The sequence below is a fragment of the Candidatus Methylomirabilota bacterium genome, assembly GCA_036002485.1.
Classification (GTDB): Bacteria; Methylomirabilota; Methylomirabilia; order Rokubacteriales; family CSP1-6; genus AR37.
Map to the genome: position 1 here is coordinate 16467 of DASYTI010000177.1, position 26309 is coordinate 42775.

Sequence of the window (26309 nt, forward strand, 5' to 3'; positions counted from 1 at the left end):
GCAAAGAGTCAAGCCCGCGATTCTCCTATGTTAAGATGAGGTTCATGGAAGCTCAGATCAGACCGTCCAAAGCGGGTCGCTGGTCGGAGCCTGCCTTGCGGGTGCTGACCGAGCGCTACCTCGCCCGCCGCGACGGCCGCGTCGTCGAGACCCCGGAGGAGATGTGCTGGCGCGTAGCGCAGACTATCGCCAACGCCGAGTCGCGCTTCGGCCGGAGCCCGGCCGCCTCCCAGGAGATCGCCGCCGCCTTCTACGACATGATGGTCGAGGGCCAGTTCCTGCCGAATTCGCCCACGCTGATGAACGCGGGCAAGGACAACCAGCTCCAGTACTCCGCCTGCTATGTCCTGCCCGTGGGCGACTCGATGGAAGAGATCTTCGACTCCGTCAAGGCCGCCGCCATCATCCACCAGTCGGGTGGCGGCACGGGCTTTGCCTTCTCGCGCCTCCGGCCGAAGAACGACTTCGTCCGCTCGACGGGCGGGCGCGCTTCGGGCCCCGTGTCCTTTCTCAAGGTCTTCAACAGCGCGACGGAGGCGGTGAAGCAGGGGGGCACGCGCCGCGGGGCCAACATGGGCGTGCTGCGCGTCGATCACCCGGACATTCTCGAATTCGTCGAGTGCAAGCTCGACGGCGGCATGACCAACTTCAACATCTCGGTGGCCGTGACCGATTCATTCATGTCGGCCCTGGAGGCGGGCGGGGACTACGACCTCATCAACCCGCGCACGGGCATGGCGGTGGGGCGACTCTCGGCCCAGGAGGTCTTCGACCGCATCGTGCGCGCGGCGTGGCGGACGGGCGACCCCGGTCTCGTCTTCATCGACCGCATCAACGCGAGCCCGGCCAATCCCACACCCCAGGTCGGCCTCGTCGAGGCCACGAACCCATGCCTCGCCGGCGAGACGCTCGTGGCCACGGACCAAGGTCTGATGCGCATGGACGAGCTGGTCGCGCGTTACCGTGAGGGCGGGGTGGCCGTCAAGGTCGACGAGCGACTCCTCCCCGCGCGATTCATGGTCTGGGAAGGCACGCACAATGTGCCGGTTGCCTCGTACGGCGACGGGTGCCTGCCCATCAGCCAGGCCATCTCCTCCGGCGAGCGGGAGACCGTGCGGCTCCGGACCCGGGCCGGCTTCGAGCTCGTGTGCACCCCGGACCATCGCGTCATGACCGATCGCGGCTGGACGGCGGCGGGCGCGCTGAAGCCGGGTGAGCACCGGGTGTGGATCCAGAGCGATCCTGGCGCCTTTGCCTCCGATCCGCGGCTTCCCTTCCCCGGCGACTTCTATGAACAGCGCTTCTCCGATCCAGTGGTCAGCGTCGAACCGGCCGGCGTGCGCCGCGTCTACGATCTGACCGAGCCGCAAAGTCACTCGATGATCGCCAATGGTCTCGTGGTCCACCAGTGTGGGGAGCAGCCTCTCTTGCCCAACGAGGCGTGCAATCTCGGCTCGCTCAATGTCGCCCGCTTCGCTCGAGAGCAAGACGGGCGGTGGAGCCTGGACTGGGACGAGCTCGAGCGCGTGGTCCGCCTCGCCGTGCGCTTCCTCGACGACGTGATCGAGGTCAATCCCTATCCGCTGGCCGTCATCGACGCCATGGTCAAGGCCAATCGCCGCATCGGGCTGGGCGTCATGGGCTGGGCCGATCTCCTCTTTGCCCTCGACATCCCGTACGACAGCGCGGAGGCCCTCGAGCTGGGCGGACGGCTCATGGCCTTCATCCAGGACATCGGCCACGACCAGTCGGCCCGGCTCGCCGAGGAGCGCGGACCCTTCCCGAACTACGAGCGGTCCATCTACACGCGCGGCCAGGCCCTCCGGAACTCCACGGTGACCACCATCGCGCCCACGGGCACCATCTCCATGATCGCCGGCTGCTCGTCGGGCATCGAGCCGGTGTTCGCGCTGGCCTTCGAGCACCGGGTCAAGGGTGTCGAGGGCGAGCGCGTCCTGCCCTTCGTCAGCCAGAGCTTCGAGCGCATCGGCCGGGAGCGTGGCTTTTACTCCGACGCGCTCATGGTCGAGGTCGCTCGCCGCGGGACCTTGGCGGGCATCCCCGGAGTCCCGGAGGCGGCCCGCGCGGTCTTCAAGACCGCGCACGAGATTCACTGGAGCTGGCACGTGCGTCATCAGGCGGCCTTCCAGAGACATACGGACAACGGCGTGTCGAAGACCATCAATTTGCCGGCCGACGCCACGGGACAGGATGTGGCGGACGCCTATCTCCTGGCCTGGCGCGAGGGATGTCTGGGCATCACCGTGTTCCGCGACGGCTGCAAGGGTGGTCAGGTGCTCAACCTGGGGGTGGGCGGGGACGCGGAGGCCGCACCGGCGGGCGCGGAAGCGATCGACGATCGCGTGGTCAGGCCCCGTCCGCACAGCCTCGCGGGCGCGACCTATCGCATGGAAACGCCCATCGGCACCGCCTTCGTCACCGTCAACGAAACGGCAGGGGGCGATCCCTTCGAGGTGTTCGTCCAGGTCGGCAAGGCCGGCTCCGATACCATGGCGGTGGCCGAGGCCCTCGGACGACTCATCTCTCTCGTGCTCCGCCTGCCGTCGCCCCTGTCTCCGCGCCGGCGGCTCGAAGAGGTCATCAGCCAGCTCGCCTGGATCGGCGGAGGGCAGCCCACGGGCTTCGGAGCGGCCAAGGTGCTCTCCCTGCCGGACGCGCTGGCCCGCACGCTGGGAGAGCACATCGGCATCGGCCGCGGCCCCGCGCGGGATGCGCCGGATGCGAGCGAAGCCGGCCGCCGCCGGGTGGGCGATCTCTGCAAGGAGTGCGGGCAGGCGACGCTCGTGTACGAGGAAGGGTGCAAGAAGTGTCTGTCCTGCGGCTTCAACGAGTGCTAGGTGCCGGGCCGATGTACTTCGCCATACTTCGTTCTCAGTCGCCCGCGACGCTCAACGTACATACAGGTACGCCTCGCGCCGCGGGCTCCTTCGGGCCTCGTCTGGCTCGCACCTCGGCCCGGCACGAGCAGTAGGAGAAGCGCGTGTTCAGCGGCGGTGACTACGACGAGGTGGCGCGCTGGCTCGCGAACTTCGCCACCTCCCATGCCAAGCGCGAAGATCTCCACGCGGAAGTGCGGCTCGACCGTGAGGGCCCGCGCGAGGGCAAGGCCTACGGGCTGCGCGTCAGGATCGGCGAGCGGCTCTCATCCGAGATCGAGCTGGCCTACCCGGAAGTGAGAGATCGCCGCGGCAGCCTGGCCTGGTGCCAGGCCCTCGCCGAGCGGATCCGCGGGCTCGTTCGCGACACAGTGGCGCCGGCGGCGGGCCAGCGAAGATCCGCCTAGGGTGACGGTGGCGCGCCGCGGCCCGCGCTGGGTCGCGCCCGGAGACGTGAACGCCTTCTTCGGGCTCGCCCTCGACAACACCACCCAGCTCGTCATCCTCTCCAGCATCCTCATCGGCGTCTTCAAGTTCCCGCCCGACCTCGTCCTCCAGCGCATCGTGCCGGGAACCGCCGCGGGCGTGCTCATCGGCGATCTCGTGTACACGTGGCTCGCCGTGCGCCTGGCCCGCGCCTCGGGTCGGGACGACGTCACCGCCATGCCCTTCGGCATCGACACCCCGTCGCTCTTCGGCATCGTCTTCGGCGTCCTCGGGCCCGCGATGCTCGCCACCGGAGACCCGGTCCTCGCGTGGAAGATCGGCATGGGGGTCACCGTGGCCATGGGTGCCCTCAAGCTCGTGCTGGCGTTCGCCGGTGATTGGGTCCGGCGTCTCGTGCCGAGAGCGGCGCTCCTCGGCTCCATCGCGGGCGTGGCCATCCTGCTCATCGCCTTCCTGCCCGCCCTCAAGGTCTTCGCCGACCCGCTGGTGGGGCTCGTCTCGCTAACCGTGGTCCTCGTGGCCCTCGTGGGCCGGGTACGCCTTCCCGGCGGCGTGCCCGGCGCATTCGTCGCCGTGCTGGCAGGCGCGGCCGTCTTCTGGCTCCGCGCCGCCAGCGGCTGGGGGCCGGCATCGACGATGGAGCCACCCCACCTCGCCCTCGCCGTCCCCTGGCCGACCCTGGCATGGGTCGAGACCTTCGGCGCGGTCTTGCCGTACCTGTCCCTGGCCATCCCGTTTGCCGTCGCCACGGTGATCGGGGGTATCGACAACACCGAGTCCGCCATCGCGGCGGGGGACGAGTACCGCGCGCGAGATATCTTGCTGACGGAAGCCGTGGCGACCATGGCCGCCGGGCTTTGCGGGGGAGTCATTCAGAACACGCCGTACATCGGCCATCCCGCCTACAAGGCCATGGGCGCGCGGGCGGGCTACACGCTGGCCACGGGCCTCGCCATGGGCGTGGGCGCTTCGCTCGGACTCGTGGGGCTTCTCGTGAGCGTCTTGTCCGAGGCCGCCGTGGCGCCCATCCTGATCTTCATCGGCCTGGAGATCACCGCCCAGGCCTTCATCGCCTCGCCGGCGCGACATGCGGCGGCCGTCGCCGTCTCCTTCATTCCCGCCGTGGCCGCCCTCGTCCTGATCCAGATCAACACGCTCCTGGCCTCGGTGGGGAAGGGCGCGGCGGATCTCCGCGGCGACGGCCGGCTCGCCTACGAGCACCTCCTCGTGCTCGGCAATGGCTTCATCGTGACCGCGCTCCTGTGGGGATGGGCCCTCGTGAGCATCGTCGAGGGACGCCTCCGTCGCGCGGCCGCCGTGTTCCTCGTGGCGGGGACGGCGACGCTCTTCGGGGCCATTCACTCGCCGCGGGCGAGCGGGGCGCTCTTCTGGCCATGGTCGGCGGGAAGCGCGTTTCCGCTCCTGCTCGCCGCCGGCTATGGACTGGGCGCGCTGATCCTCGTGCTCCTGTCGGCTTCGACGGGCAGGACACAAGCGCGCCCCCCGGCGGGCTAGGAGTCTGTCTCAGTGAGCGCCAAGCTCTCGCCAGCCGGAATGTTCCACTTCGAGCGCCGGCTTCGCCGGCGCGATCCTCAGATTGCTCGCCTCGGACGGCGGGGCCCCAGCCCCGCGACGTCCTCCGGCTCGCCCTGCGTCGGGGGGAGGCTTCGAAAGGGGGGCAGAGCCCCCCTCCGAGCTATTTAGCCGGAGAGAAGGGCCAGCATCTCGTCATCGCTGGCGAACTTGAACTCCTCGACGCCTTCGCGGCTGGCGCGCTCGCGCTCCGCGTCCTCGATGCGGAGGACTTCGTCATAGGTCACGGGCCGTGCCCCGGCTGTGCGGAGCTCGTGCATGATCGCCGTCACCGGACGCTCCGCCTCGGCGGGCGAGCGCGTGGGCCGCGAGCCGAGGATCTTCAAGATGTGCTTGATCCCCGTCTCGGCGTCGAGACGGGCCCGGCCGACCACGCCGTCACTGGCCCGCCGAGCCCAGCCGACCACGAAAACGTCGGCGAGGGGCTGGCCCAGGGCGGGATCCCAGACCTGATAGGCCGCGGCCGGGTCCTGCTCTTCCCCGGGCGCCGTCACGTAGAGCCCCTCCTTGTAGGGCAGCCCCGCCCGCTCGTCCACGCGGTCGCCCACCGCGAAGACCACGGTGTCGCACGGTATGAGCGAGATCTCACCCGTGCCGACCGCGCTGATCCGCTCGCCCTTGCGCTCGAGCCGCGTCTCCTCGACCTCGAGGGCGATGACGCGACCGCCTTCGGTCACCACGCGCCTCGGGGAAGCCAGGAAGCGGAAGGACAGGCGGGCCCGGCAGCGGCTCTCGGCCTCTGGCCGGGCGGCCAGCGCCTTCAGGACGTCCTCCGCGCTCTGTCCCGCGGCCTCGAGGCGGGGGCGAATGCGCTCGACCTCGCGCCGGTACGCCTCCCGGTCGAAGGCGTCCTCGACATCCTCGAACTCCCGGTCGTCGTAGGCCTTTTCGTGCGGCCCCCGGCGCGCCACGGCGATGATCTCATCGCACTCGCAGAAGTGCGCGCAGTAGTTCGCGATGTCCACCATGACATTGCCGACGCCCACGATGGCCACCCGACGTCCGATGGGGAAATGGCGCTCCGAGAAAGGGGGAAGGCGGTTGTAGTGATAGACGAGGTCCTTGGCATGGTAGACGCCCGGCCGTCGCTCGCCCTCGATGCCGAGGTACTTGGTGCCCTGGGCGCCGATGGCGAAGACCACGGCGTCGAAGCCGGCCGCGCGGAGGGCGGGAACGCTCAAGGGGGCGCCCTCGCCCACCGCCACGTGACCGAGATAGGTGACGAGCGGATCCGTGAGGATCTTGTGGAACTGCTTTCGGAGGCCGCCCTTCATCTTGTACTTGTTGAGGAAGATCCCGTACTCGGCCAGTCCGCCCGCCTTGATGTCTCGGTTGATCAGGAGGACGCGGCATCCCGCCGCGGCCAGGGCGCGGGTCGCGAACAGCCCCGCCGGTCCCGCGCCCACGACCGCCACCGCGTGGGTCGCCGCTTCGGTCATGGGCCGAGACGATAGCACAGGGCTCTTCGGGCCGCGAATGGAGGTGAATCGAAGATTCGGCTTGACCGTCGAATCTTTCGGATGCTAACTGATACGCGACTTGTCAGTGATACGCGACGTGCCCCAGTGATACACGACGTACCAATGACGTATGCCAAGGGGGAGCGATGGCGATGGGGGTGAGACGGTCAGCCGTGATGGCGACTCTGGCGCTCGCGCTGGCCGCGGTGATCGCGCCGGCCGGACTGGCGACAGCCCAGGCTCCGTGGACGGCGCCCGCTAGCGAGAAGGGCAAGAAGAACCCGCTGCCCGCCGATGCCAAGACCATCGAGCAAGGCAAGAAGGTGGCGGAGGTCAACTGCGTCACCTGTCATGGGCCCAAGGGCAAAGGCGATGGAGCTGCCGCGGTGGCCCTCAACCCCAAGCCGGCCGATTGGACATCGAAGAAGGTGCAGGCCGAGTCGGACGGCGAGATCTTCTGGAAGATCAGCAACGGCCGCGGGCCGATGCCCGCGTGGAGGCATCTGCCCGAGAACGAGCGCTGGGCGCTGGTCCGGTATCTACGTACTCTCGCCGTCAAGTAGCGCCGAGGGTGGGTGCTGGGCCAATTTGCTTCGCCAGTTCTACTCAGCCCTCGCTTCGCAGCTGCGCTGCTCAGCTCGAAGGGCCACGTTCTCGGTCGCCTGCAACGCTCAACGTACATACAGGTACGCCTCGCGTTGCAGGCTCCCTCGGGCGTGGCAGTTCGAGCCGAGGGCACAGCCCGAGGTGAGGGCTGAGTTGAACTGGCTCGCAACTTGGCCCAGTACCCAGCGGGTCGGCCTCGGCCCTCACCCATTTGACTTGAGGAAATGACCTGCTCCTCGCCCGGCTGAAGTTTGCCAGGCAGGCGAGCACGACGCCGCAGTAGTATCTTGCCGGGCTGCCCATGAGCGACGACGAGCAGGTCTCCCCGGATCCGACTCCGCAAAGCCTCCACGGCGCGCTCCTCGAGATCCGACAGGGCATCGAGTCGCTGGCTGACCGGCTCCGGAGGATCGGGCTTCCCTCCGCCTCTGCCGCGCCGCGGGCCGCCGCCGAGGCTCCGGAAGAGCGAGACGCCCTCACCGTCGGCGAAGAGATCCTGGCCATCCCCTCTCGCGGCCTCGAGCCCTCTCAGATCTTTTCTCTCGCCATGGATCACGTGGCGCGTCTTCTCACGGCCGACCGCGCCATGCTCTTCACCTGGGAGGCGGAGGCTTCGAGGCTCGTGCCGCGCGCCGGTCGCGGGTTCCGTCGAGACGATCTCGACTCCATCTCCATCAAAGCCGGCGAAGGGCTCGTCGGCCAGGCCTTCCAGGACGAGAGGCTCGCCCGGGTTACCGGAGGCGCCCCCCGCATCGTCGAGGATCCTTTCCTGGTCCTCTTCCCCGTTTACGACGCGATCGCGGTGCCGGTCCGCACGGGCGGCAGCGCAGCGGGCATTCTCTACGCGGGCCGCCGCGCGCCGCGGCTGGCATTCTCGGAGCACGAGATCTTGCTCCTGCTCGTGATCGCCGATCGGATCGGCAATGCCCTGGGCCATCGTGACGCGATCGAGACCACCCGAGGCCACATTGGCCGGCTCCGCGAGCTCGAGGTCTTCCTGGGCCATGTCCTGGTGGGACAGGACATGGAGGCCGTCCTCGCGCGTGCGTGCGAAGTCGCCTGCCGGCTGACCGAGGCGCGTGTCGCGGCCATCGGCGTGCCGGGCGGCAGGGGGGGGTTTGCCCTCGCCGCGGCGCTGGGGCTCTCCGCCGACGTCCTCCACACCGTGCGCGTCGATACCGACCGTGGACTGACGGGGGAGATGTTCGCGACGCAGCGCCCGGCGTCATGCCGGGACATTCAAGGCCGCGCGGGATCCGAGGACGACTTCCTTCTCCAGGTGGGACTGCGCGCGTGTCTTGCCGTGCCCGTGCGTCTCCGGCGCCAGACCGTGGGCGCGCTCTATGTGGGCGACCCCGAGGCACGCGAATTCTCCCCTGACCAGATCGAAGCCGTCCAGGTGCTGGCCTCCATGCTCGCCCTGGGAATGGAAAACAACCGGCTCTACGGCGAGGTGCAGGGCGCTCTCCAGGGCCTCGAGAGCGCCCAGGAGCAGCTCGTCCAGACCTCGAGCGCGCGGGCGGTGGGCGCCATGGCGGGCGGCATCGCCAACGAGTTCAACAATATCCTCGCCATCGTGCTCGGCAAGACTCAGCTCATGCTCTCGCGCGTGTCCGACGGGCCGCTGCGCGAGGACCTGGCCGACATCGAGGAGGCGGGCTGGCGCGCCGCGGATATCGTGCGGCGCCTTCAGGGCTTCGCGGCGACCAGCACGGACGATGCCACGGGGCCGGTGGACTTGGTCGCGGTCGTGCAGGACGCGGTGGCGCTGACCCGCGCGGTGTGGAAGGACGAGGCAGAGGCGCGCGGGGTGCAGATCGAGGTCGTGACCGATCTGGATCGTCTCCCTCCGATGGAGGGGCAGGCGACCGCGCTCCGCGAGGGCATCATGAACCTGATCCTCAACGCCATCGACGCCATGCCGCAGGGCGGCCGTCTGGGCCTGACCGCGCGCCGCGTGGACCCGGGAGTCGAGCTCCAGGTCTCGGACACCGGGGAGGGGATGCGCGAGGACATACGCCGGCGCATCTTCGATCCATTCTTCACGACCCGGGCCCCGCATCGTACCGGACTCGGCCTCTCGGTCGTCCGGGGGGTGGTCAGCCGCCACCGCGGCACCGTGCACATCCGCAGCGAGCAAGGCGCGGGTACGACGGTGGCGCTGTGGTTTCCCGCCGCTTCTGAACATGATGTGGAGGCGTCTCGGCCCGTGGCCGCAGAGGGCGGGGCGACCGCACGGTCGGACGTCGCCTCCATCCTGGTGCTCGAGGACGAAGACCCGATCCGGGCCCTGCTCGTGGAGGCCCTGACCTCCGCAGGCCACCACGTCGAGTCGGCGACCGACGGCTTGACGGGCCTCGCGCGCTTTCAGGGTGGCGCCTTCGACGTCGTGCTGACCGATCTCTCGCTGCCGGAATGCTCGGGGCTCGATGTCGCCAGCTCGGTGAAGCGCCTCCGTCCCGAGACTCCGGTCGTCCTGATCACGGGCTGGGGCCACCTGCTCGATCCCGAGCGTCTGCGGGAGGCGGGGGTGGACTTGATGCTCGTCAAGCCGTTCAGGATCGAGCGCGTGCTCGCCGTGCTCGCCGACGCGCTGCGCCTGCGTCCTTCCAAGTAACGTCCGAGTGAAGCGGGTCGCCGCCGTCGATCTCGGCACCAACACCGTGCGTCTCCTCGTGGGGGAAGCGCGACCATCCGAGTGGCGCCCTCTCCTCGAGACCCAGCGCGTGACGCGCCTCGGCGAAGGCCAGGCCGCGCGCGGCGCGCTCGGGGACGCGCCCATGCGCCGGACCACGGCCGTGGTGGCGGAGTTCGTCGAGCGGGCTCGAGCCCTGGGGGCTGAGGAGATCCGGATCGTGGCCACGAGCGCGGTGAGGGACGCCTCGAACCGCGACGACCTCCTGGCCGCCGTTCGCGCGGCGTGCGGGTGTTCGGTCGAGGTGATCTCGGGTGAAGATGAGGCGCGCCTGACGCTCCTGGGAGTCTCGGCCGGGCTGCCCGCCCTCGGGGGCTCCTTCCTTCTCTTCGACATCGGAGGCGGCAGCACCGAGTTCGTCTTGGCCGAGTCCGCGCGCCCTGCGGTCATGGTGAGCCTGAGGCTCGGTGTGGTCGCTCTCGCGGAGCGTCACACGGACGCGGGCCCCGTGGATCTGCGCCAGCTGGCTCGTCTGGAGGCGGCGATCGACCAGGCCCTGTCTGCCGGGCTCATCCCCGGCATCAGCGGCGCGCGGTCCCCGGAGCTCGTGGGCACCGCCGGCACGGTGACGACGCTGGCCGCCCTCGATCTCGAACTCACGGCCTACGATGCCGCCCGGGTCCAGGGCCACCGGCTCACCAGGCGCGCGATCGAGGTCCAGCTCGCGCGACTCGCCGGGCTGACCGTGAGCGAGCGGGCGGCCTTGCCGTGCCTCGAACGCGGGCGGGCCGACCTCATCGTGCCGGGCGCGGCCATCTGCCTGGCCGTCCTGACGCGCCTGGGCTTCGACAGCCTGATCGTGAGCGACCGTGGTCTGCGGGAGGGCATCCTGTATGAGATACTGAGCAAGTCATGATGCGAAGATGGGCGGCCAGGCGCGGTGCCGAGCGGTCGAGCGTGCTCGGGGCCCTCGTGAGCCTGGCCCGCTGAGACGGAGGAACCATGGCGAATCGATCCGGCCAGTACACCGAGAAGCAGGAGCGCCGATTGGGCATCCAGTTGGCGCCGCGAGCGCCCAAGCTGGCCTGGCTGGAGTGGGTCCTGCCCGTGTGCGCGGCCGCGCTCCTTCTCATCATGTTCCGTCCCGACGTCGTTCCGCGCCTGCTCTCGGAGCCCGCGGCCTCGCCCGCGGCGTGGGTCGCCTGGGGGCTGGTGGGAGCGCTCTCGGGGATCGTGCTCTTCTCGGCGGCCCTCGTCGTGTTCTTTCTCGTCTACTCGCCGGTCTATCTCGCGGGGAAGATGCCCCAGCTGGTGGGCAAGGGCGGCTGGACCGATCGGCGCGAGATCCGATTCTACGGCCTGTGCTTTTTGCTCCTCTGCCTCATGATCGCCCTCATCGCCGTCTCGCTCATGACGGACGACTGGCGCTGGGTGGGCTCCGCTTTCCTCGCCCTCACCGGGTTCGCGCCGGTGGTCTGGCGGTCCCTGGTCTAAGGCGCGGTGTTGACAGTGCTCGGACCGCTGACTATCCTTGACGAACGGATATGAACGACATCGCGGTCCTGGTGCTCAACTACACATACGAGCCGCTCCATTTCACCAACGCCAAGCGCGCCGTCACCCTGCTCCTCGCGGGCAAGGCCGAGAGCGTGGAGAGCTCGCCCCGCGTGATCCGCTCGCCCTCGCGGGCCTTCCCGCTGCCCTCCGTCATCCGGCTGGCCGCCTATATCCGGAAGCCCTTCCTGGAGCGGGTAGCCTTCAACAAGAAGAACATCCTCCGCCGGGATGGCTACACCTGCCAGTACTGCTCCCGGCGCGGGGAGAAGCTCACGGTGGATCACGTCATGCCGCGCTCGCGGGGCGGCCAGACGACGTGGACCAATGTGGTGGCCGCCTGCCTCCGCTGCAACCTCTTCAAGGGCAATCGGACCCTCGACGAGTCCCGCATGCGTCTCATCCGAGAGCCGGTCCACCCGCAGTTCCTCTTCTCGGTCCACCTGATGCGGCACCCGCACGCGACCAGCTTCCTCGACTCGTGGCGGAAGTACCTGGTGGCGGTTCCCACCGCCCCCTGAGCGTGTCTTTCAGGCTGTCCTCGGAGTACGCGCCCGCGGGCGATCAGCCCGGGGCCATCGAGCGCCTCGCCTCTCTGGTGGCCGAGGGCCACCCGCACGCCGTGCTCCTCGGGATCACGGGGAGCGGCAAGACCTTCACGCTCGCCAACGTGATCAGGCAGCTCGCGCGGCCCGCCCTCGTCATCTCGCCCAACAAGACCCTGGCCGCGCAGCTCTACGGCGAGTTCAAGTCGTTCTTTCCCGACAATGCCGTGGAGTATTTCGTGTCGTATTACGATTACTACCAGCCCGAAGCCTATATCCCGCAGTCGGACACCTATATCGAGAAGGACGCCCTCGTCAACGACGAGATCGACCGCATGCGGCACTCGGCCACCACCTCGCTCTTCGAGCGCCGGGACGTCATCGTGGTCGCCTCCGTCTCGTGCATCTACGGAATCGGCGAGCCGGAAACCTACCAGGGCATGCACGTCGGGCTCGAGGTCGGACAGACGTTCGAGCGCGACGCCCTCATGCGGAGCCTGGTGGCCATCCAGTACGAGCGCAACGACGTCGACTTCCGGCGGGGCACCTTCCGCGTGCGGGGCGACGTGGTCGAGATCTTCCCGGCCGCCGCCGAGGCCGAGGCGCTTCGCGTCGAGCTGTGGGGCGATACCATCGAGAAGCTCTCCACCCTCGACCCTCTCCGCGGTGTCGCCACCGGCGCGGTGTCGGGGGCGCGCATCTATCCCGCCAGCCACTACGTCACCCCCGCCGACCAGACCGAGCGCGCGATCGCGGGCATCCTCGAGGAACTGGGGGAACGGCTGCGGTTCCTCAAGGCCCGGGGCAAGCTCCTGGAGGCCCAACGGCTCGAGCAGCGCACGCTGTTCGACATGGAGATGCTGCGCGAGATCGGCTATTGCCACGGCATCGAGAACTACTCGCGGCACCTGTCGGGCCGGAAGCCGGGCCAGAACCCGCCCACCCTCATGGACTACCTGCCCAAGAATGCCCTCGTGATCATCGACGAATCCCACGTGACGGTGCCCCAGATCCGCGGCATGTACCCGGGCGACCGGTCGCGCAAGGAGGCCCTCGTCGAGTACGGGTTCCGGTTGCCTTCGGCCTTCGACAATCGACCGCTCACCTTTCAGGAGTTCGCCGCCCTCGTGCCCCAGACCCTGTACGTCTCCGCCACTCCGGGACCGTACGAGCTCAGGCTGGCGGGGGGACGACGCGCGGCGCCCGGTCAGCCGTGGCTGGGCGGGGCGGTGGCCGAGCAGATCATCCGCCCCACGGGACTCATGGACCCGAAGATCACGGTGCGGCCCGCGGGCGTCCAGGTCGACGACCTGATGGCCGAGGTGCGGGCGCGGGCCGAGCACGACGAGCGGGTCCTCATCACCACCCTGACCAAGCGAATGGCCGAGGACCTGACCGAGTACTACCAGCAGAGTGGGTTGCGCGTACGATATCTGCACTCGGACATCGACACGCTCGACCGCGTGGCCATCATTCGCGAGCTCCGGCTCGGCAAGTACGACGCCCTCGTGGGCATCAATCTGCTGCGCGAGGGCCTCGACCTGCCCGAGGTCTCCCTCGTGGCCATTCTGGATGCCGACAAGGAGGGCTACCTCCGCTCGGCGACCTCCCTCATCCAGACGGCGGGGCGGGCGGCCCGGCACGTCAACGGCGAGGTCATCATGTACGCCGACACCGTCACCGGCTCCATGCAGGAGGCCATCGCCGAGACCGAGCGGCGTCGGTCGGTGCAGCGGCGGTACAATGAGGAGCACGGGATCACGCCCGAATCGGTCAAGCGGTCGCTGCGCGACCTCCTGGACAGCGTGCCCGAGCGCGACTACTACACGGTCGAGGTGCCCACCACGGCGGAGCCGACCTGGGAGAGTCCGGCGGCGCTCCAGGCCCACATCGTGGAGCTCGAGGGTGCCATGCGCGAGGCGGCCCGGCGGCTCGACTTCGAGCGGGCGGCCGAGCTCCGGGACCGGATCAAGGCCCTGCGCAAGGTCGACCTCGGCGTGCACTGAGGGTCTCCGCAAAGTGTTCGTGGTCAAGTGGACGCTGATATTCTTCGCCGTGCTCGCGGTGGCGCTGGTGGTGCTTTCCAAGCTGATCGCCTTTCTCAACCCGGCGAGGCGGGGGCGCGCCGGCGCGGTTGCGCTGCGGCGCTGGGGGGAGATGCTGACGTGGATGGTGCTGGTGCCGGCGCTGGTGGGCCTCGCCCTCCTCGCGGTGACCTTGTGGCTGGGCGCGTAGGGGCATCGGAGCTCGAGGACAAGCTCGACCGGCTGCCCGCCCGGCCCGGCGTCTACCTCTACAAGGACGCCAAGGGCCAGATCATTTACGTGGGGAAAGCCGCCTCCCTCAAGAGCCGCGTCCGCTCCTACTTCCAGGAGTCCCGCACGCCCGACGCGAAGACGGACGCCCTCGTCGCACAGATCCGCGACCTCGACTACATCGTCACCGGCAATGAGCTCGAGGCCCTCATCCTCGAGTCGAACCTCGTCAAGAAGCACCGGCCCCGCTACAACATCATCCTGCGGGACGACAAGCACTATCCGGTCCTCAAGCTCACCACCAACGAGGAGTACCCGCGGCTGGTGGTGGCCCGGCGCGTGCAGCAGGACGGCGCCGCCTACTTCGGGCCGTTCTACCCGGCCACGGCCATGCGGGAGACGCTCCGGCTCGTCCGCCAGCTCTTTCCCCTCCGGACCTGCCGGATCAAGATCGACGGCCAGCGATCGCGGCCGTGCCTGCAGTACTACATCCATCGCTGCAATGCGCCCTGCACGGGGTGGGAGAGCCGGGAAGGCTATGCGGGAACGGTGGCCGACGTCGAGCGTTTCCTCGAGGGGAAGAACGACGGGCTCGCTCAGGAGCTGACCACCCAGATGGAGACGGCGGCCGAGGAGCTCAAGTTCGAGCAGGCCGCGCGGCTGCGTGACCGCGTCCAGGCCCTGAACACGGTGCGGGAGCGGCAGAAGATCATCTCGACGGAGGACAGCGACCTGGACATCATCGGTGGCGTGCGTCAGGGGGCCGATGCCTGCGTCCAGCTCTTCTTCGTCCGCCGGGGCCGTCTCCTCGGGCGGGAATCCTTCTTCTTCGAGCGGCTGGGCGGGGAAGGCGAGGGCGAGCTCCTCTCCGCGTTCCTCCGCCAGTTCTACGCGCGCGAGGTGACGCCGCCGCCCGAGATCCTCCTCTCCGCCGATATTCCGGAGGCGGATCTGGTCATCGCGTGGCTGGCCAAGCGGCGGGCCGGTCGCGTCGAGCTCCTGGCCCCCCAGCGCGGGCGGAAGCGCGAGCTCGTGGGGATGGCGGAGGAGAACGCGGCGCTGGCCCTGCAGACGCACCTGCTCTCGCGGGGCAACCGGGTGCAGGCCGTGCTCGACGAGCTGCAGCGCGCCCTCAATCTGCCCGAGGCGCCGCACCGGATCGAGGCCTTCGACATCTCGACCTTCCAGGGCGGGGAGACGGTGGCCTCCATGGTGGTCTGGCAGGACGGGGAGATGAAGAAGGACGACTACAAGCGCTACCGCATCCGCACCGTGACAGGCACGGACGACTTCGCCGCCATGCACGAGGTGGTGACGCGCCGCTACGGCAAGGCCCTCGAGACCGACGGCGTGCTTCCGGACTTGGTCCTTCTCGATGGCGGCCGCGGCCAGCTGGGCGCGGGACTCAAGGCGCTCGAGGCGCTGGGTCTCGACTACCTGCCCATGGCCTCGCTGGCCAAGAGAGCCGAGGAGGTGTATACGCCGGACCGGCTCGAGCCCCTCGTCCTCGATCTGACCTCGCCCGCGCTCCAGGCGCTGCAGAAGGTCCGCGACGAGGCGCACCGCTTCGCCATTACGTATCACAAGAAATTGCGGACGCGGCGCACCATCAGCTCAGTGCTCGACCAGATCCCCGGGGTGGGGCCGACATTGAGAACGAGCCTGCTTCGCAGCCTGGGCTCGGCCCGCGCGGTACGCGAGGCCTCGGTCGCGCAGCTCGCCGCGGTGCCGAAGGTTTCGCCCAAGCTCGCCGAGCGCATCCACGACTTCTTCCACGCCACCCCTGGGCCTCCGGTGAATGAAGGGGAACCGGCGCCGTCAGATGGGGAACCCACCAGTTCGGATAGAGGTTAGAATGCCGACAGTCACGGAAAGGGGGTGAACACATGAGGAAAGTCCTGATAGCTCTTGCCCTGGTCGTCGCGACCGCCGGGGCGGCGCTGGCCAACCAGTGCCCGCTCCTGATCAAGCAGATCGAGGACGCGACCGCTGGCAAGACGGATGATGCGTCGAAGAAAGCTCAGGCCCTTGCCAAGGAAGCCAAGGCCCTTCATGACTCGGGCAAGCATGCCGAGTCGGTAGCCAAGGCCGACGAGGCCGCCAAGGCGATCAACCTGACCCTCACGAAGAAGAAGTAGCCCTCTCCATCCCCGGGGGCCGCCGGCCCCCGGGGGGCATTCTTGCGTCCCCCCAGCTAAGTGTGGTAAAAATCAGCCAGAATATGGCCACCGACGACCGCCAGGACCGCTATCCCTTCCGTGACATCGAGCCCAAGTGGCAGGGGGTCTGGGAGAAGAGCAAGCAGTTCCGGGTCACCGAGGATCCGGGCCGGCCCAAGTACTACTGCCTCGAGATGTTCCCCTATCCCTCGGGCCGGATTCACATGGGCCATGTCCGCGTCTACACGATCGGCGACCTCTTGGCCCGCTTCAAGCTCATGCGGGGCTTCAACGTCCTTCACCCCATGGGATGGGACGCCTTCGGTCTCCCGGCCGAGAACGCCGCCATCGACAACGGGGTCCAGCCCGCCGTGTGGACCCTCGAGAACATCGCCAACATGAAGACGCAGCTCGGCCGTCTCGGCATGTCCTATGACTGGGACCGGGAGCTCGCGACCTGTGATCCTTCCTACTATCGGTGGGAGCAGCTCATCTTCATCCGCATGTTCGAGCGCGGGCTGGCGTACAAGCAGCGCTCCAAGGTTAACTGGTGCCCGTCGTGCCAGACCATCCTCGCCAATGAGCAGGTGGAGGCGGGCCGCTGCTGGCGCTGCGATTCCGAGGTCGAGGCCAAGGAGATCGAGGGCTGGTTCTTCAAGATCACCGATTATGCCGAGGAGCTTTTGGACTGGTGCGACCGGCTGCCCGGGTGGCCCGAGCGGGTCCTGACCATGCAGCGCAACTGGATAGGCCGGAGCGAGGGCGCCGAGTTCGACCTGCCCGTCGTGGGACGTCCGGGCCTCGCCATCACGATCTTCACCACGCGTCCCGACACGGCCTTCGGCATGACCTATGCCGTGCTCGCTCCCGAGCATCCCCTCGTGGACGCCCTCGCGTCCGATGCGGAGGAGCGCGCGCGCCTCGCCGCCTTCAAGCAGGAGGTGGCCCGGGAGTCCGAGATCGAGCGCCTGGCCGCCGACCGGCCGAAGCGCGGGATGCGGCTGGCCGTGCGCGCGATCAACCCGTTCACGGGTGCGGAGATTCCGCTCTTTCTCGCCGACTATGTCCTGATGGGTTACGGCACCGGCGCCATCATGGCCGTGCCGGGAGAAGATCAGCGGGACTGGGACTTCGCCAAGCAGCACGGGCTCGACATCATCGCCACCGTCAAGCGCCCGGAAGGCTGGCAGGACAGCCAGGCTTATACGGGCGACGGCGTCAAGATCAACTCGGGCTTCCTCGATGGCATGCCCGTGGCGGAGGCCAAGCGCGCGGCCATCGACTGGCTCGTGGGCCAGAGCATCGGGCGCTCCAAGATCAACTACCGTCTCCGCGACTGGGGCATCAGCCGGCAGCGCTACTGGGGCGCGCCCATTCCCATTCTCTACTGCGAGAAATGCGGCATGGTGCCCGAGCGTGAGGAGAACCTGCCCGTTGTGCTGCCTCAGAACGTCCAGATCAGCGGAAAGGGCGGCTCCCCGCTCGCGGGAGTGGCGTCCTTCGTCAACGCGACCTGCCCGCGCTGCGGCGGCAAGGCCCGGCGCGACACCGACACCATGGACACCTTCGTGGATTCGTCCTGGTATTTCCTTCGGTACTGCTCGCCGCACTACGAGCAGGGCATGTTCGAGCGCGCCGCCGCCGAGTACTGGATGCCCGTGGACCTGTACATCGGGGGCATCGAGCACGCCGTGCTCCACCTCCTCTACGCGCGCTTCTTCACCAAGGTCCTCCGGGACCTCGATCTGATTGCCCTCGACGAGCCGTTCCGCGCCCTCCTGTCCCAGGGCATGGTCATCAAGGACGGCGCGAAGATGTCCAAGTCCAAGGGCAATGTCGTGGATCCCGACGACATGATCCGGCGCTTCGGCGCCGACGCCACCCGACTCTTCACGCTCTTCGCCGCCCCGCCCGAGCGGGATCTCGAGTGGACGGAGAGCGGCGTGGAGGGCGCCTCGCGCTTCCTCAACCGTCTCTGGCGCTTCGTCCACGCGCATCGCGACGAGATCAGCGCGGCGGGGCCTCCCGGACCGGGCCCGCTCTCGGAGGCGGGCCGCGCCTTCCGCCGGGTCATCCACCAGACGGTCGAGCGCGTCACCTTCGATATCGAGCGGGACTTCCACTTCAATACCGCCATCAGCGCCGTCATGGAGCTCGTCAACGCCCTCCACGACTTCGAGCGGGACTCGCTGGACCGCGTGGCCCGCGAGGAGCGGGCGGCCCTGCTGCGCGAGGCCGTCGACACCACGGTCCTCCTGCTGGGGCCGGTCTGCCCCCATGTCGGCGAGGAGCTCTGGACCATTCTCGGGCGCTCGGGCAGCCTGTTCACGCAGCGGTGGCCGGCGGCCGACCCCGGGGTGCTTCGCCGCGAGGCGGTGGAGATCGTCGTCCAGGTCGATGGCCGGGTGCGGACGCGTCTCACCGTCGAGGTCGGAGCGCCCGAGCAGAGCATCCGCGAGGCGGCGCTGGCCGAGGACAAGGTGCGTCCGTGGATAGACGGCCGGCAGGTCGCCAAGGTCGTGGTCGTGCCCGGGAGGCTGGTCAATATCGTGACCAGTTCATGAGTGGGCGCGACAGGCTTTCATGCGGTGGGGGGGTCTGGGGGAGGAGCGGCGCCGCTCCCCCCCAGATCCGGACAATACTCGCGCTGGTCGCTACGCTGTGTCTCGGAGGCTGCGGCTACTCGCTGCAGGGCAATCTGCCGGATCACATCAAGAGCGTGGCCGTGCCGGTCTTCAGGAATCGGACGACCGAGCCCGGCGTGGAGAGCGCCATCAGCAGCGCCGTGGTCAATGCCTTCACCACCAACGGCAAGCTCCGCGTGGTCTCTCTCGACACGGCGGACTCCCTGCTCGAGGGGGAGATCACCGGCTTCGAGGTGCAGTCGCTGGCCTTCGACAGCCGCCTGAACCTGCGCTCCTACCGGCTCGCCGTGACCATGAATGTCCGGTTCCGCGATCTCAAGAAGAGCGCCATGCTCTGGGAGCAGCAGGGGCTGCGCGAGGTCGTGGACTTCCAGGTCGCGGGCCAGGTCTCCGACACCGTCAGCCGCGAGGAAGGGGCGGTCAAGCATGCCGCCGTGGAGATAGGGCGGAAAGTGGTCAATCACGCGGTCGACCGCTTCTAGTGCAGTACGGTAGCTGGCTCCGGGCGGCCGAGGCAGGGCAGGTCGCCCCGGTGACGCTGCTCCACGGAGCCGAGCCGTTCCTGATCGACGAGGCCATCGGACGGGTCACACGGGCGCTCATTCCGGACGCGGCCGAGCTCGCGATGTCGCGCGATGTCCTCGAGGCGAGGGAGGTGGGCCCTGAAGGCATAGTCCGCGCGGCCCAGACCTTCCCGTGGGGAGCGGCACGGCGGGTCGTGGTGGCCCGCGGCGTGGAGGGACTCGGCCCCAAGCAGGCGGAGCCGCTCGTCGAGTACCTCGGCCAGCCGAATCCAGCGACGGCACTTCTTCTCCCCGTCTCCCAGCCCCTCGCCTCCTCGCACTGGCTGCTCAAGGCCGTGGCCTCGGCCGCCGCGCCCGCGTCGGGGGAGCCTGCGTCGGGCGAGCCCGCGTCGTTCTCAATAGTCGAGGTGCCGCGCCTCTCGGGTCGTTCTCTCATCGGATGGCTCCGGGCTCATGCCGCGAGCGCGGGGCTCGAGCTCGCCGAGGACGCCGCCCAGCTCCTCGTCACCTTCGTCGGCGAGGAGCCCGCCGCGCTCGCCGCCGAGCTCGGCAAGGCCGCCCTCGCGGGAGGTGCCGACAACCAGCGGGTCGGCGTCGGAGAGATTCGCGCCGTGGTCGGAGAGCATCGCTCGCGCGAGATCTTCGAGCTCACGCGCGCCGTCGAGCTCCGCGACGCGGGATCTGCGCTGCCGCTCCTGGACCGCCTCCTGTCAGCCGGCGAGGAGCCGCTGCGCATCCTGGCCATTCTGGCCGGGCAGGCGCGGCGCGCCACGCCGGCCGCCGCGCGTCTCGCCCGCTGCTGGAAGGCGGAACGTCGGCTGAAGCTGGGTGGCCTCGCGCGTCCCGAGCTCTGTCTGCTCGTCGCCGACTTGTGCGCCGACTGACGGCCGCCACCCTCCTGCTCGCGATGGCCGCGTTCCCGCCCGCCGCGGCGGCGCTCGAGGCGGGCGCGGCCTCGGTGGTCATCGCGCTGCCCGTAGGCACGCCGCTCGCCGGCTACGGAGGATTTCCGCGGCGCGCCTGGGTGCCCGACCTTCTCGGCTGGCGGCCCTACGCCTTCTGGTTCAGGCCCTCGACGGGCGTCCACGATCCCATTCGGGTCCGCGCGCTCGTGCTGGCCTCGGGGGCCACCCGCATCCTGTGGCTCGCCGTGGACACGGTCGGCGTCGACCCCGCCCTCGTGGCCGAGCTGCGTCAACGGCTGGCCGCGAGGGGCGTGGCGCCCATCATGGTGCTGTCGGCCTCCCACACGCATTCCGGCCCGGGCGCCTATAGCGAATCGGCGTTCTTCGGCTTCCTGGCCCTCGACCGCTTCGTCCCCGAGGTGCGAGACCGGATCCTCGACGGAATGGAAGCCGCCGCGCGAGAGGCCGAGCGGCGCCGCGAGCCGGCGCGCGCGAGCACGGGGCTCGCCACCGTGCCGGGCATAGGACGGAGCCGTCTGGGACAGCCGCTCGATCCCGAGCTCGGAGTGCTCAAGATCACCGGCGCGCGCGGCCGTCCCGTCGCCCTCGTCTGGAGCTATGCCGTGCACGGGACGGCCCTCGGCCGCGGCAATTTCCTTCTCTCCGGCGACCTCATGGCGGAGGCCTCGGCCCGTCTCGAGCGGGAGACGGGGACGCCCGCCCTCTTCGTCAATGGCGCGGCGGGGGACGTGAGTCCCCTCCGACGCGGATGGGGAGGCGTCGAGGGGGCGGGCGCCGCGCTCGCGGACGGCGCGCTCGCCCTCTGGCGCGGCATGGGCGAGGGAGAAGAGGTGCCGCTGGCCTCTCAAGCGATTCGCGTGAGGCTGCCCAAGCCGGCCCTGTCCCTGCACAACTGTCTCGGCGGATGGGCGCCGCGCTTTGCCCGCATCGGGCTCGGATCAGCCCTGCCCCCGTCATCCGAGCTCCTCGCCCTGCGCATCGGCGACGGGGCGTGGGTGACCGTGCCCGGCGAGCTTCAGACGCGGCTCGGTCTCGAGATCAAGAAGGCCGGGCGGCGACACTTTGCCCAGGTCTTCGTGGCGGGCTACAGCAATGACTACCTGGGCTACTTCCTCACCCGTGAGGACTATGCGAAGCCGAGCTATATCGCCTGCGGGAGCTTGTACGGAGAGCGGGGCGGGGAGATCCTGCGCGATGCCGCCACCGAGCTGCTCGAGCGGCTGGCCGCTCCCGTGTCCCGCAGCTGATGCGCGCGCTAGGGGGCGAGGGAGCGGGCGAGCGCCGACTTCTTGCGGGCGGCCGTGTTGCGGTGGATGATGCCGCGGGTCACCGCGCGGTCGAGGACGCGGATGGCCTCGAGCACGACCTCCTTCGATTGCGGGCTCTTCTCGGCGGCGGCCGTGCGCGCGGACTTCATGGCGGAGCGGATGGTGCTGCGCGCGCCGCGGTTGCGCAGGCGACGCTTCTCGTTCTGCTTGATCCGCTTCATGGCGGATCGCGTGTTGGCCACGGATGCTGTCCTCCCCTGATGGGACTTCGATGACGTGGACGTCGGACGCTCGAGCGCCGAGCGACAGTAGACCCTACCGTCCACCCTCGCGACTGTCAAGGACTATGTCCGCGTGAGCGACGCTCACCAGGACACGCGGCACGGCGTGGTGCGGGCCGTGGGCTCGATCGGACTGGCCACGCTCCTCAGCCGGATCCTCGGTTTCGTCCGCGACATGGTGGTGGCGCGCGCCTTCGGCGCCGGCCCGGTGACGGACGCCTTCTTCGTGGCCTTCCGCATTCCGAATCTCCTGCGGCGGCTCCTCGCCGAGGGGGCGCTGTCGACCGCCTTCGTCCCCGTGTTCACCTCGTCGCTCACCCATGACGGTCGGGCGGGGTTTCGGAGGATGCTCCGCGCCGTGACGGGTGCGACCGGTCTCGCCCTCTGCGTGGTCTCCGCCCTCGGCATGATCGCCGCGCCGTGGATCGTGCGCGTCATGGCCCCGGGCTGGAGCTCGGATCCGGCGCAGATCGGGCTCGCCTCGGATCTCACGCGGCTCATGTTTCCCTACCTGATCCTGGTGGGGCTGGCCTCCCTGGGCATGGCCGCCCTGAACGCGCATCACCGATTCTTCACCGCCGCGCTCGGGCCGGCCGTGCTGAACGTGACCATGATCCTGGCCGTGCTCGTCCTGGCCGCCCGGGTGGCCCCGCCCATCCTGTCGCTGGCCATCGGCGTCCTCGTGGGCGGGGCCGGGCAGTTTCTCGTCCAGCTGCCGGAGCTTCGCCGGCTCGGGGTGCCCCTCTGGCCCTCCGCCGAGTGGAAACACCCCGCCGTCCGCCTGATCGCGGGGCGCATGTGGCCCGCCGTCTTCGCGCTGGCCGCCGTGCAGGTGACCGTCCTCGTCAATACGTTGCTGGCTTCGCTCCTGCCGCCGGGCACCGTCTCCTATCTCTACTATGCCGACCGGGTCATGGAGTTCCCGCTGGGCGTCTTCGGCATTGCCCTGGCCACGGCTGCCCTGCCGAGCATGGCCGCGCAGGCGGCGCGCGGCGAGCACGCCGCGCTTCGCGATACCGTGAGCTTCTCGTTGCGACTCTCGGCCTTCATCGCCGTGCCCGCCGCCGTCGGCCTCTTGGCCCTCGGACATCCGATCGTGAGGCTTCTCTTCCAGCGCGGAGAATTCACGGCCGCCGATGCGATCTACACGGCGCAGGCGCTGGCCGGCTACGCGGTGGGGCTGCCCGCCTTCTCGACCACCCGCCTCGCCGCGCAGACCTTCTACGCTCTCGGCGATACGCGGACCCCCGTGTGGGCCGGACTCATGTCCGTGGCCGTGAATGTCGTGCTCGCCCTCGCCCTCATGTGGCCGCTCCAGCATGCCGGGCTTGCCCTCGCCTCCTCGCTCTCCGCCTATGTCAACCTCGCCCTGCTGTACTGGCTCTTGCGTCGTCGTCTCGGCGGACTGGGCAGCCGCGGAACGGCGCGGTCGCTCGCCCGCACGGCCCTCGCCTCGAGCGCGCTCTTGGCGTGGTGCCTGTGGGCGGGACCCCGACTGGACGCGCGGCCAGGCGCCGCATGGACGGCCGGCGCGCTCATCGTCGGCGTCTTGATCTTTGGCGGCGTTTCTGCCGCGCTCAGAGCGCCAGAGCTCCGTGCGCTTCGTCAGATCCTGCGCCGTCGCGGGCAAACCTTGCCCGCCACCGGCGACCGGTGATAAACTTCGACATGCCTCAGTGGTGGGCTGGGTGCGCCCCGGTCATGGCCCAGGCGGTTCGAAGGGGCCGGTACCGGGGCGTCGCTGTGTCTCAGCCCCTTCGAGCACGCCAACGCTCCTGCCGAAGGCCCTGAATGGACCCGGTTCACGATTTTCTCGCCGCCCTTCAGACAGAGCGGGGCGCCTCCCCTCACACGCTGGCCGCCTATCGGCGGGACCTGACGGGATTTGTCGGCTTTCTCGAGCGTGAGGGACGCGCGGTGGCCTCGGCCCGCGTGGGTGATCTGACAGAGTACCTGGCCGTGCTCCGGCGGCGAGGGCTGGGGGCACGCAGCACGGCCCGCCACCTTTCCGCCGTGCGCGGGCTCTACCGCTTCCTCCTCGGCAGCGGCGGGATACGGCGCGACCCCACCGAGCACCTCGAGGCGCCCCGGCCACCGCGGCGGTTGCCGCGCACGCTGTCGGTGGAGGACGCCGCGACCCTGGTCGAAGCCCCTGATCTCTCCGGTCCCGAGGGTCTGAGGGACCGGGCCATGCTCGAGCTCATGTATGCCGCGGGGCTTCGCGCCTCCGAGTGCTTGAGCCTCCGCATGGAAGATCTCAATCTCGCCGCGGGGTATGTGACGGCGACGGGGAAGGGCAGCCGCCAGCGGCTCGTGCCGGTGGGAGGGCAAGCCCTCCGCTGGGTCAATCGATATGTCGCCACGTCGCGCCCCGGCTTCGTCAAGCGCGGTGATCCCGGCCTCCTGTTCCTCAACCGCTACGGGCGGGCCCTCTCGCGCCAGGGACTCTGGGCCATGATGAAGCGGGCCGCGCGGCGGGCCGGCCTCCGCGCCTCCGTGTCGCCACATACCTTGCGCCATTCCTTCGCGAGCCACCTGCTCGAGCGGGGAGCCGACCTGCGCTCCGTTCAGGCCATGCTCGGCCATGCCGACATCTCGACCACGCAGATCTATACGCATCTGCCGTCGGCCGCCGTGCGCGCCATGTACCGCAAGTTCCACCCGCGGGCCGTGGGCAAGGCGAGCTGAGGCGATGGCCAGATCGCGGCATGCCTATCCGCAAGTCGACGCGCGGGCGAGCGGGCTCATGGATGGTCGCGTGGTGAGCCTTCCCAGTTCATGGACCGTCTCTCGCGCGCTGGAGGCGGTGCGCTCGGCGGGGGCCCAGGTTGCCCTGGCGAAGCCGTCGGCGGCGGCCTCGAGGAAAGATCTCGAGCGCGCGGCCTCGTGGCAGCTCGGGCGTCTTCGCTGGATGGACCTGGCCTATCCTCGGCTGCCCGTCATTGCCGCGAAGGCGCCGGAGGTCGCGGTCCGCCGACTGGTGGACGGCGGCGCGCCCATCGTGCTGATCCGAGAAGGCCGTCGCATCGTGGGCACGGTAGAGGCATCGACCATCTCGAGGCCGACGCCCTCGCTGGCCGCCCGGCTCGACCGCCTTCCCCGCTCCGATGGTCCGGACGATCCGGGGGAGAGCAGGCTCTGGGTCCTTCGCATGGCGGGAAAGCTCGGCGAGGCCCAGGGTCAGGCCGTCTTCGTCGTGGGCGGCTTCGTCCGCGATCTTCTCCTGGGCGGCGAGTCCTTCATGCCCGATCTCGATCTCGTGGTCGAAGGAGACGGGGTGGCGTTCGGGCGGCGGCTGGCCGACGAGACGGGCGGACACCTCGTGGTGCACGCCGCCTTCGGCACCGCCTCGCTCGAGGGTGGCGTCACTCCCGACGGCACGCGACTCGGGCGCATCGACATCGCGAGCGCGAGGCGGGAGCGATACGGCTGGCCTGGGGTATTGCCCGAGGTCAGCCCCGCCTCCATCGAGGAGGACCTGGGCCGGCGCGACTTCTCGGTCAATGCCATGGCCGTGGCTCTCTCGCCGTCGGCCTGGGGAAGGCTCCACGATCCTCACGGCGGTGAGCGCGATGTCCGGGAGCGGCGCCTCCGCGTCCTTCGCCCCCTGTCCTTCGTCGAGGACCCGACGCGAATCTTTCGAGCCGCACGATATGCCACCCGGCTTGGACTCAGACCCGATCAGGCCTTTCGCCGCGCCATGGCCCTGTCCCTTCGGCTCGACGCGTACCCGGCGATGTCGGGCCAGCGCCTCGTGGCCGAGATCGAGCTCATCATGGAGGAGCCCGACCCGTGGCGGGCCCTCCGCCTGCTCCTCGGCTGGGGCGCCTTCCGCCTCTGGGACGCAGGCTATCGGCCCACGCGCGCGAGCGGGACGAGACTCGGCGCCGCGGGGGCGCTCATGCGCTGGGCGCGCGGCGCCGGGGTGGCGCTGGACGCGACCGAGCTGGCGATCCTCACCCTGCTCTTCGAACAGCCGAAGCCGGTGGCGGACCGCTGTCTCAGGCGACTCGCGGTCCGGGACCCCGGGGCGCGCCTGCTCGATGCGGGACCGGCGCGACAGCTGGCGCGACGCCTCGATCGGGCCAGGCGGTTGCGTCCGAGCCAGGTCGCCGAGGCCTTGAGACCCGCCGCCCCGCCGGTTGTCCTGGGGGCCTGGCTCTGTGGTGGCCGGCTGGCCCGGCGGCGCATCGAGTGGTTTCTCCAAACGGGCCGTGGCGCGCGGCCCCTCTCCTCGGGGGACGACGTGATGGCGGCGGGCGTGCCGCGCGGGCCGCTGGTCGCTCAGGCGCTGGCCATGCTGAGAGACCTGAAGCTCGACGGGCGGGTGCGGACCCTGGATGACGAGCGGGCGACCACCGACAAGTGGCGACTGAGGAGTGGACGTTCGAGCCGAGACGGTGCCGACGAGCCGCAAGCGAGGAGACCGGCGAGGCGAGGGCTGAGATGAGCGTGGCAATTCGAGGTGAGCGCCGACGGCGCGAGGCGAGGGGTGGGTAGAATGCCACTGACGC

The 26309-nt window shown here is 69.6% G+C and carries 21 protein-coding genes; 19 read left to right on the forward strand and 2 right to left on the reverse strand.

The window, feature by feature from the left end; translation table 11 throughout:
• Positions 1-44: 44 nt before the first annotated feature.
• The 3 genes from VGT00_16615 to VGT00_16625 all read left to right on the forward strand — a co-directional run bounded on the left by VGT00_16615 (position 45) and on the right by VGT00_16625 (position 4859).
• Positions 45-2858 (forward strand): ribonucleotide reductase N-terminal alpha domain-containing protein, encoded by a 2814-nt coding sequence (locus tag VGT00_16615; protein ID HEV8533048.1) that lies wholly within the window; start codon positions 45-47, stop codon positions 2856-2858.
• A 143-nt stretch (positions 2859-3001) separates the two neighbouring features.
• Complete coding sequence (locus tag VGT00_16620; GenBank protein ID HEV8533049.1) at positions 3002-3304, forward strand: hypothetical protein; 303 nt, start codon at positions 3002-3004, stop codon at positions 3302-3304.
• A gap of 1 nt (position 3305) precedes the next feature.
• The gene (locus VGT00_16625; protein ID HEV8533050.1) at positions 3306-4859 is read left to right on the forward strand and encodes an MFS transporter; all 1554 of its coding nucleotides are present in this window, start codon (positions 3306-3308) and stop codon (positions 4857-4859) included.
• A 185-nt stretch (positions 4860-5044) separates the two neighbouring features.
• Here VGT00_16625 and VGT00_16630 read toward each other — a convergent pair whose 3' ends face one another.
• Positions 5045-6376 carry an FAD-dependent oxidoreductase gene (locus VGT00_16630; protein HEV8533051.1) on the reverse strand — a complete coding sequence of 444 codons (1332 nt, stop codon included), beginning with the start codon at positions 6374-6376 and terminating at the stop codon, positions 5045-5047.
• Positions 6377-6573: 197 nt separating this feature from the next.
• On the opposite strand from VGT00_16630, the gene VGT00_16635 reads away from it, so the two are divergent.
• From VGT00_16635 to VGT00_16695, 13 genes are all read left to right on the forward strand, one after another.
• A complete protein-coding gene (locus VGT00_16635; GenBank protein ID HEV8533052.1) occupies positions 6574-6960 on the forward strand; it encodes a cytochrome c in 387 nt (128 codons plus the stop codon).
• A 344-nt stretch (positions 6961-7304) separates the two neighbouring features.
• The gene (locus VGT00_16640; GenBank protein HEV8533053.1) at positions 7305-9620 is read left to right on the forward strand and encodes a GAF domain-containing protein; all 2316 of its coding nucleotides are present in this window, start codon (positions 7305-7307) and stop codon (positions 9618-9620) included.
• A 7-nt stretch (positions 9621-9627) separates the two neighbouring features.
• Complete coding sequence (locus VGT00_16645; GenBank protein HEV8533054.1) at positions 9628-10554, forward strand: Ppx/GppA phosphatase family protein; 927 nt, start codon at positions 9628-9630, stop codon at positions 10552-10554.
• A gap of 86 nt (positions 10555-10640) precedes the next feature.
• The gene (locus VGT00_16650; protein HEV8533055.1) at positions 10641-11132 is read left to right on the forward strand and encodes a hypothetical protein; all 492 of its coding nucleotides are present in this window, start codon (positions 10641-10643) and stop codon (positions 11130-11132) included.
• A 50-nt stretch (positions 11133-11182) separates the two neighbouring features.
• Positions 11183-11713, forward strand: a complete 531-nt coding sequence (locus VGT00_16655) for an HNH endonuclease (GenBank protein ID HEV8533056.1) — start codon at positions 11183-11185, stop codon at positions 11711-11713.
• Positions 11714-11715: 2 nt separating this feature from the next.
• A complete protein-coding gene (uvrB, locus tag VGT00_16660; protein ID HEV8533057.1) occupies positions 11716-13743 on the forward strand; it encodes an excinuclease ABC subunit UvrB in 2028 nt (675 codons plus the stop codon).
• Positions 13744-13756: 13 nt separating this feature from the next.
• Entirely contained in the window at positions 13757-13972 is a 216-nt protein-coding gene (locus tag VGT00_16665) for a hypothetical protein (protein ID HEV8533058.1), read from the forward strand.
• Positions 13957-15846: an excinuclease ABC subunit UvrC gene (gene uvrC, locus VGT00_16670; protein ID HEV8533059.1), complete on the forward strand. Its 1890-nt coding sequence runs from the start codon at positions 13957-13959 to the stop codon at positions 15844-15846. The genes VGT00_16665 and uvrC overlap by 16 nt, the downstream gene beginning before the upstream one ends.
• A gap of 32 nt (positions 15847-15878) precedes the next feature.
• Complete coding sequence (locus VGT00_16675; protein HEV8533060.1) at positions 15879-16130, forward strand: hypothetical protein; 252 nt, start codon at positions 15879-15881, stop codon at positions 16128-16130.
• A gap of 83 nt (positions 16131-16213) precedes the next feature.
• The gene (gene leuS, locus VGT00_16680; protein ID HEV8533061.1) at positions 16214-18715 is read left to right on the forward strand and encodes a leucine--tRNA ligase; all 2502 of its coding nucleotides are present in this window, start codon (positions 16214-16216) and stop codon (positions 18713-18715) included.
• Positions 18712-19278, forward strand: a complete 567-nt coding sequence (gene lptE / locus VGT00_16685) for an LPS assembly lipoprotein LptE (GenBank protein HEV8533062.1) — start codon at positions 18712-18714, stop codon at positions 19276-19278. Before leuS ends, lptE begins: the two co-directional genes overlap by 4 nt.
• Entirely contained in the window at positions 19278-20204 is a 927-nt protein-coding gene (gene holA, locus VGT00_16690; GenBank protein HEV8533063.1) for a DNA polymerase III subunit delta, read from the forward strand. Before lptE ends, holA begins: the two co-directional genes overlap by 1 nt.
• Positions 20192-21493 carry a neutral/alkaline non-lysosomal ceramidase N-terminal domain-containing protein gene (locus tag VGT00_16695; GenBank protein HEV8533064.1) on the forward strand — a complete coding sequence of 434 codons (1302 nt, stop codon included), beginning with the start codon at positions 20192-20194 and terminating at the stop codon, positions 21491-21493. Before holA ends, VGT00_16695 begins: the two co-directional genes overlap by 13 nt.
• A gap of 8 nt (positions 21494-21501) precedes the next feature.
• Here the strand turns inward: VGT00_16695 and rpsT are convergent, their stop codons facing one another.
• Positions 21502-21756 (reverse strand): 30S ribosomal protein S20, encoded by a 255-nt coding sequence (gene rpsT, locus VGT00_16700; protein HEV8533065.1) that lies wholly within the window; start codon positions 21754-21756, stop codon positions 21502-21504.
• A gap of 112 nt (positions 21757-21868) precedes the next feature.
• Here rpsT and murJ point away from each other — a divergent pair, with 112 nt between their 5' ends.
• The 3 genes from murJ to VGT00_16715 all read left to right on the forward strand — a co-directional run bounded on the left by murJ (position 21869) and on the right by VGT00_16715 (position 26245).
• Positions 21869-23452 (forward strand): murein biosynthesis integral membrane protein MurJ, encoded by a 1584-nt coding sequence (gene murJ, locus VGT00_16705; protein HEV8533066.1) that lies wholly within the window; start codon positions 21869-21871, stop codon positions 23450-23452.
• A 134-nt stretch (positions 23453-23586) separates the two neighbouring features.
• Positions 23587-24483, forward strand: a complete 897-nt coding sequence (xerD, locus tag VGT00_16710; GenBank protein HEV8533067.1) for a site-specific tyrosine recombinase XerD — start codon at positions 23587-23589, stop codon at positions 24481-24483.
• Between the two features lie 4 nt (positions 24484-24487).
• Complete coding sequence (locus VGT00_16715) at positions 24488-26245, forward strand: hypothetical protein (protein ID HEV8533068.1); 1758 nt, start codon at positions 24488-24490, stop codon at positions 26243-26245.
• Positions 26246-26309 lie beyond the last annotated feature (64 nt).

What these genes read in the sequence shown, in the direction of transcription:
- VGT00_16615 (HEV8533048.1), top strand. Translation starts at nt 45, where the DNA reads ATGGAAGCTCAGATCAGACCGTCCAAAGCGGGTCGCTGGTCGGAGCCT.
- VGT00_16630 (HEV8533051.1), bottom strand. Translation starts at nt 6,376, where the DNA reads ATGACCGAAGCGGCGACCCACGCGGTGGCGGTCGTGGGCGCGGGACCG.
- VGT00_16635 (HEV8533052.1), top strand. Translation starts at nt 6,574, where the DNA reads ATGGCGACTCTGGCGCTCGCGCTGGCCGCGGTGATCGCGCCGGCCGGA.
- VGT00_16640 (HEV8533053.1), top strand. Translation starts at nt 7,305, where the DNA reads ATGAGCGACGACGAGCAGGTCTCCCCGGATCCGACTCCGCAAAGCCTC.
- VGT00_16650 (HEV8533055.1), top strand. Translation starts at nt 10,641, where the DNA reads ATGGCGAATCGATCCGGCCAGTACACCGAGAAGCAGGAGCGCCGATTG.
- VGT00_16655 (HEV8533056.1), top strand. Translation starts at nt 11,183, where the DNA reads ATGAACGACATCGCGGTCCTGGTGCTCAACTACACATACGAGCCGCTC.
- VGT00_16675 (HEV8533060.1), top strand. Translation starts at nt 15,879, where the DNA reads ATGAGGAAAGTCCTGATAGCTCTTGCCCTGGTCGTCGCGACCGCCGGG.
- leuS (HEV8533061.1), top strand. Translation starts at nt 16,214, where the DNA reads ATGGCCACCGACGACCGCCAGGACCGCTATCCCTTCCGTGACATCGAG.
- lptE (HEV8533062.1), top strand. Translation starts at nt 18,712, where the DNA reads ATGAGTGGGCGCGACAGGCTTTCATGCGGTGGGGGGGTCTGGGGGAGG.
- xerD (HEV8533067.1), top strand. Translation starts at nt 23,587, where the DNA reads ATGGACCCGGTTCACGATTTTCTCGCCGCCCTTCAGACAGAGCGGGGC.
- VGT00_16715 (HEV8533068.1), top strand. Translation starts at nt 24,488, where the DNA reads ATGGCCAGATCGCGGCATGCCTATCCGCAAGTCGACGCGCGGGCGAGC.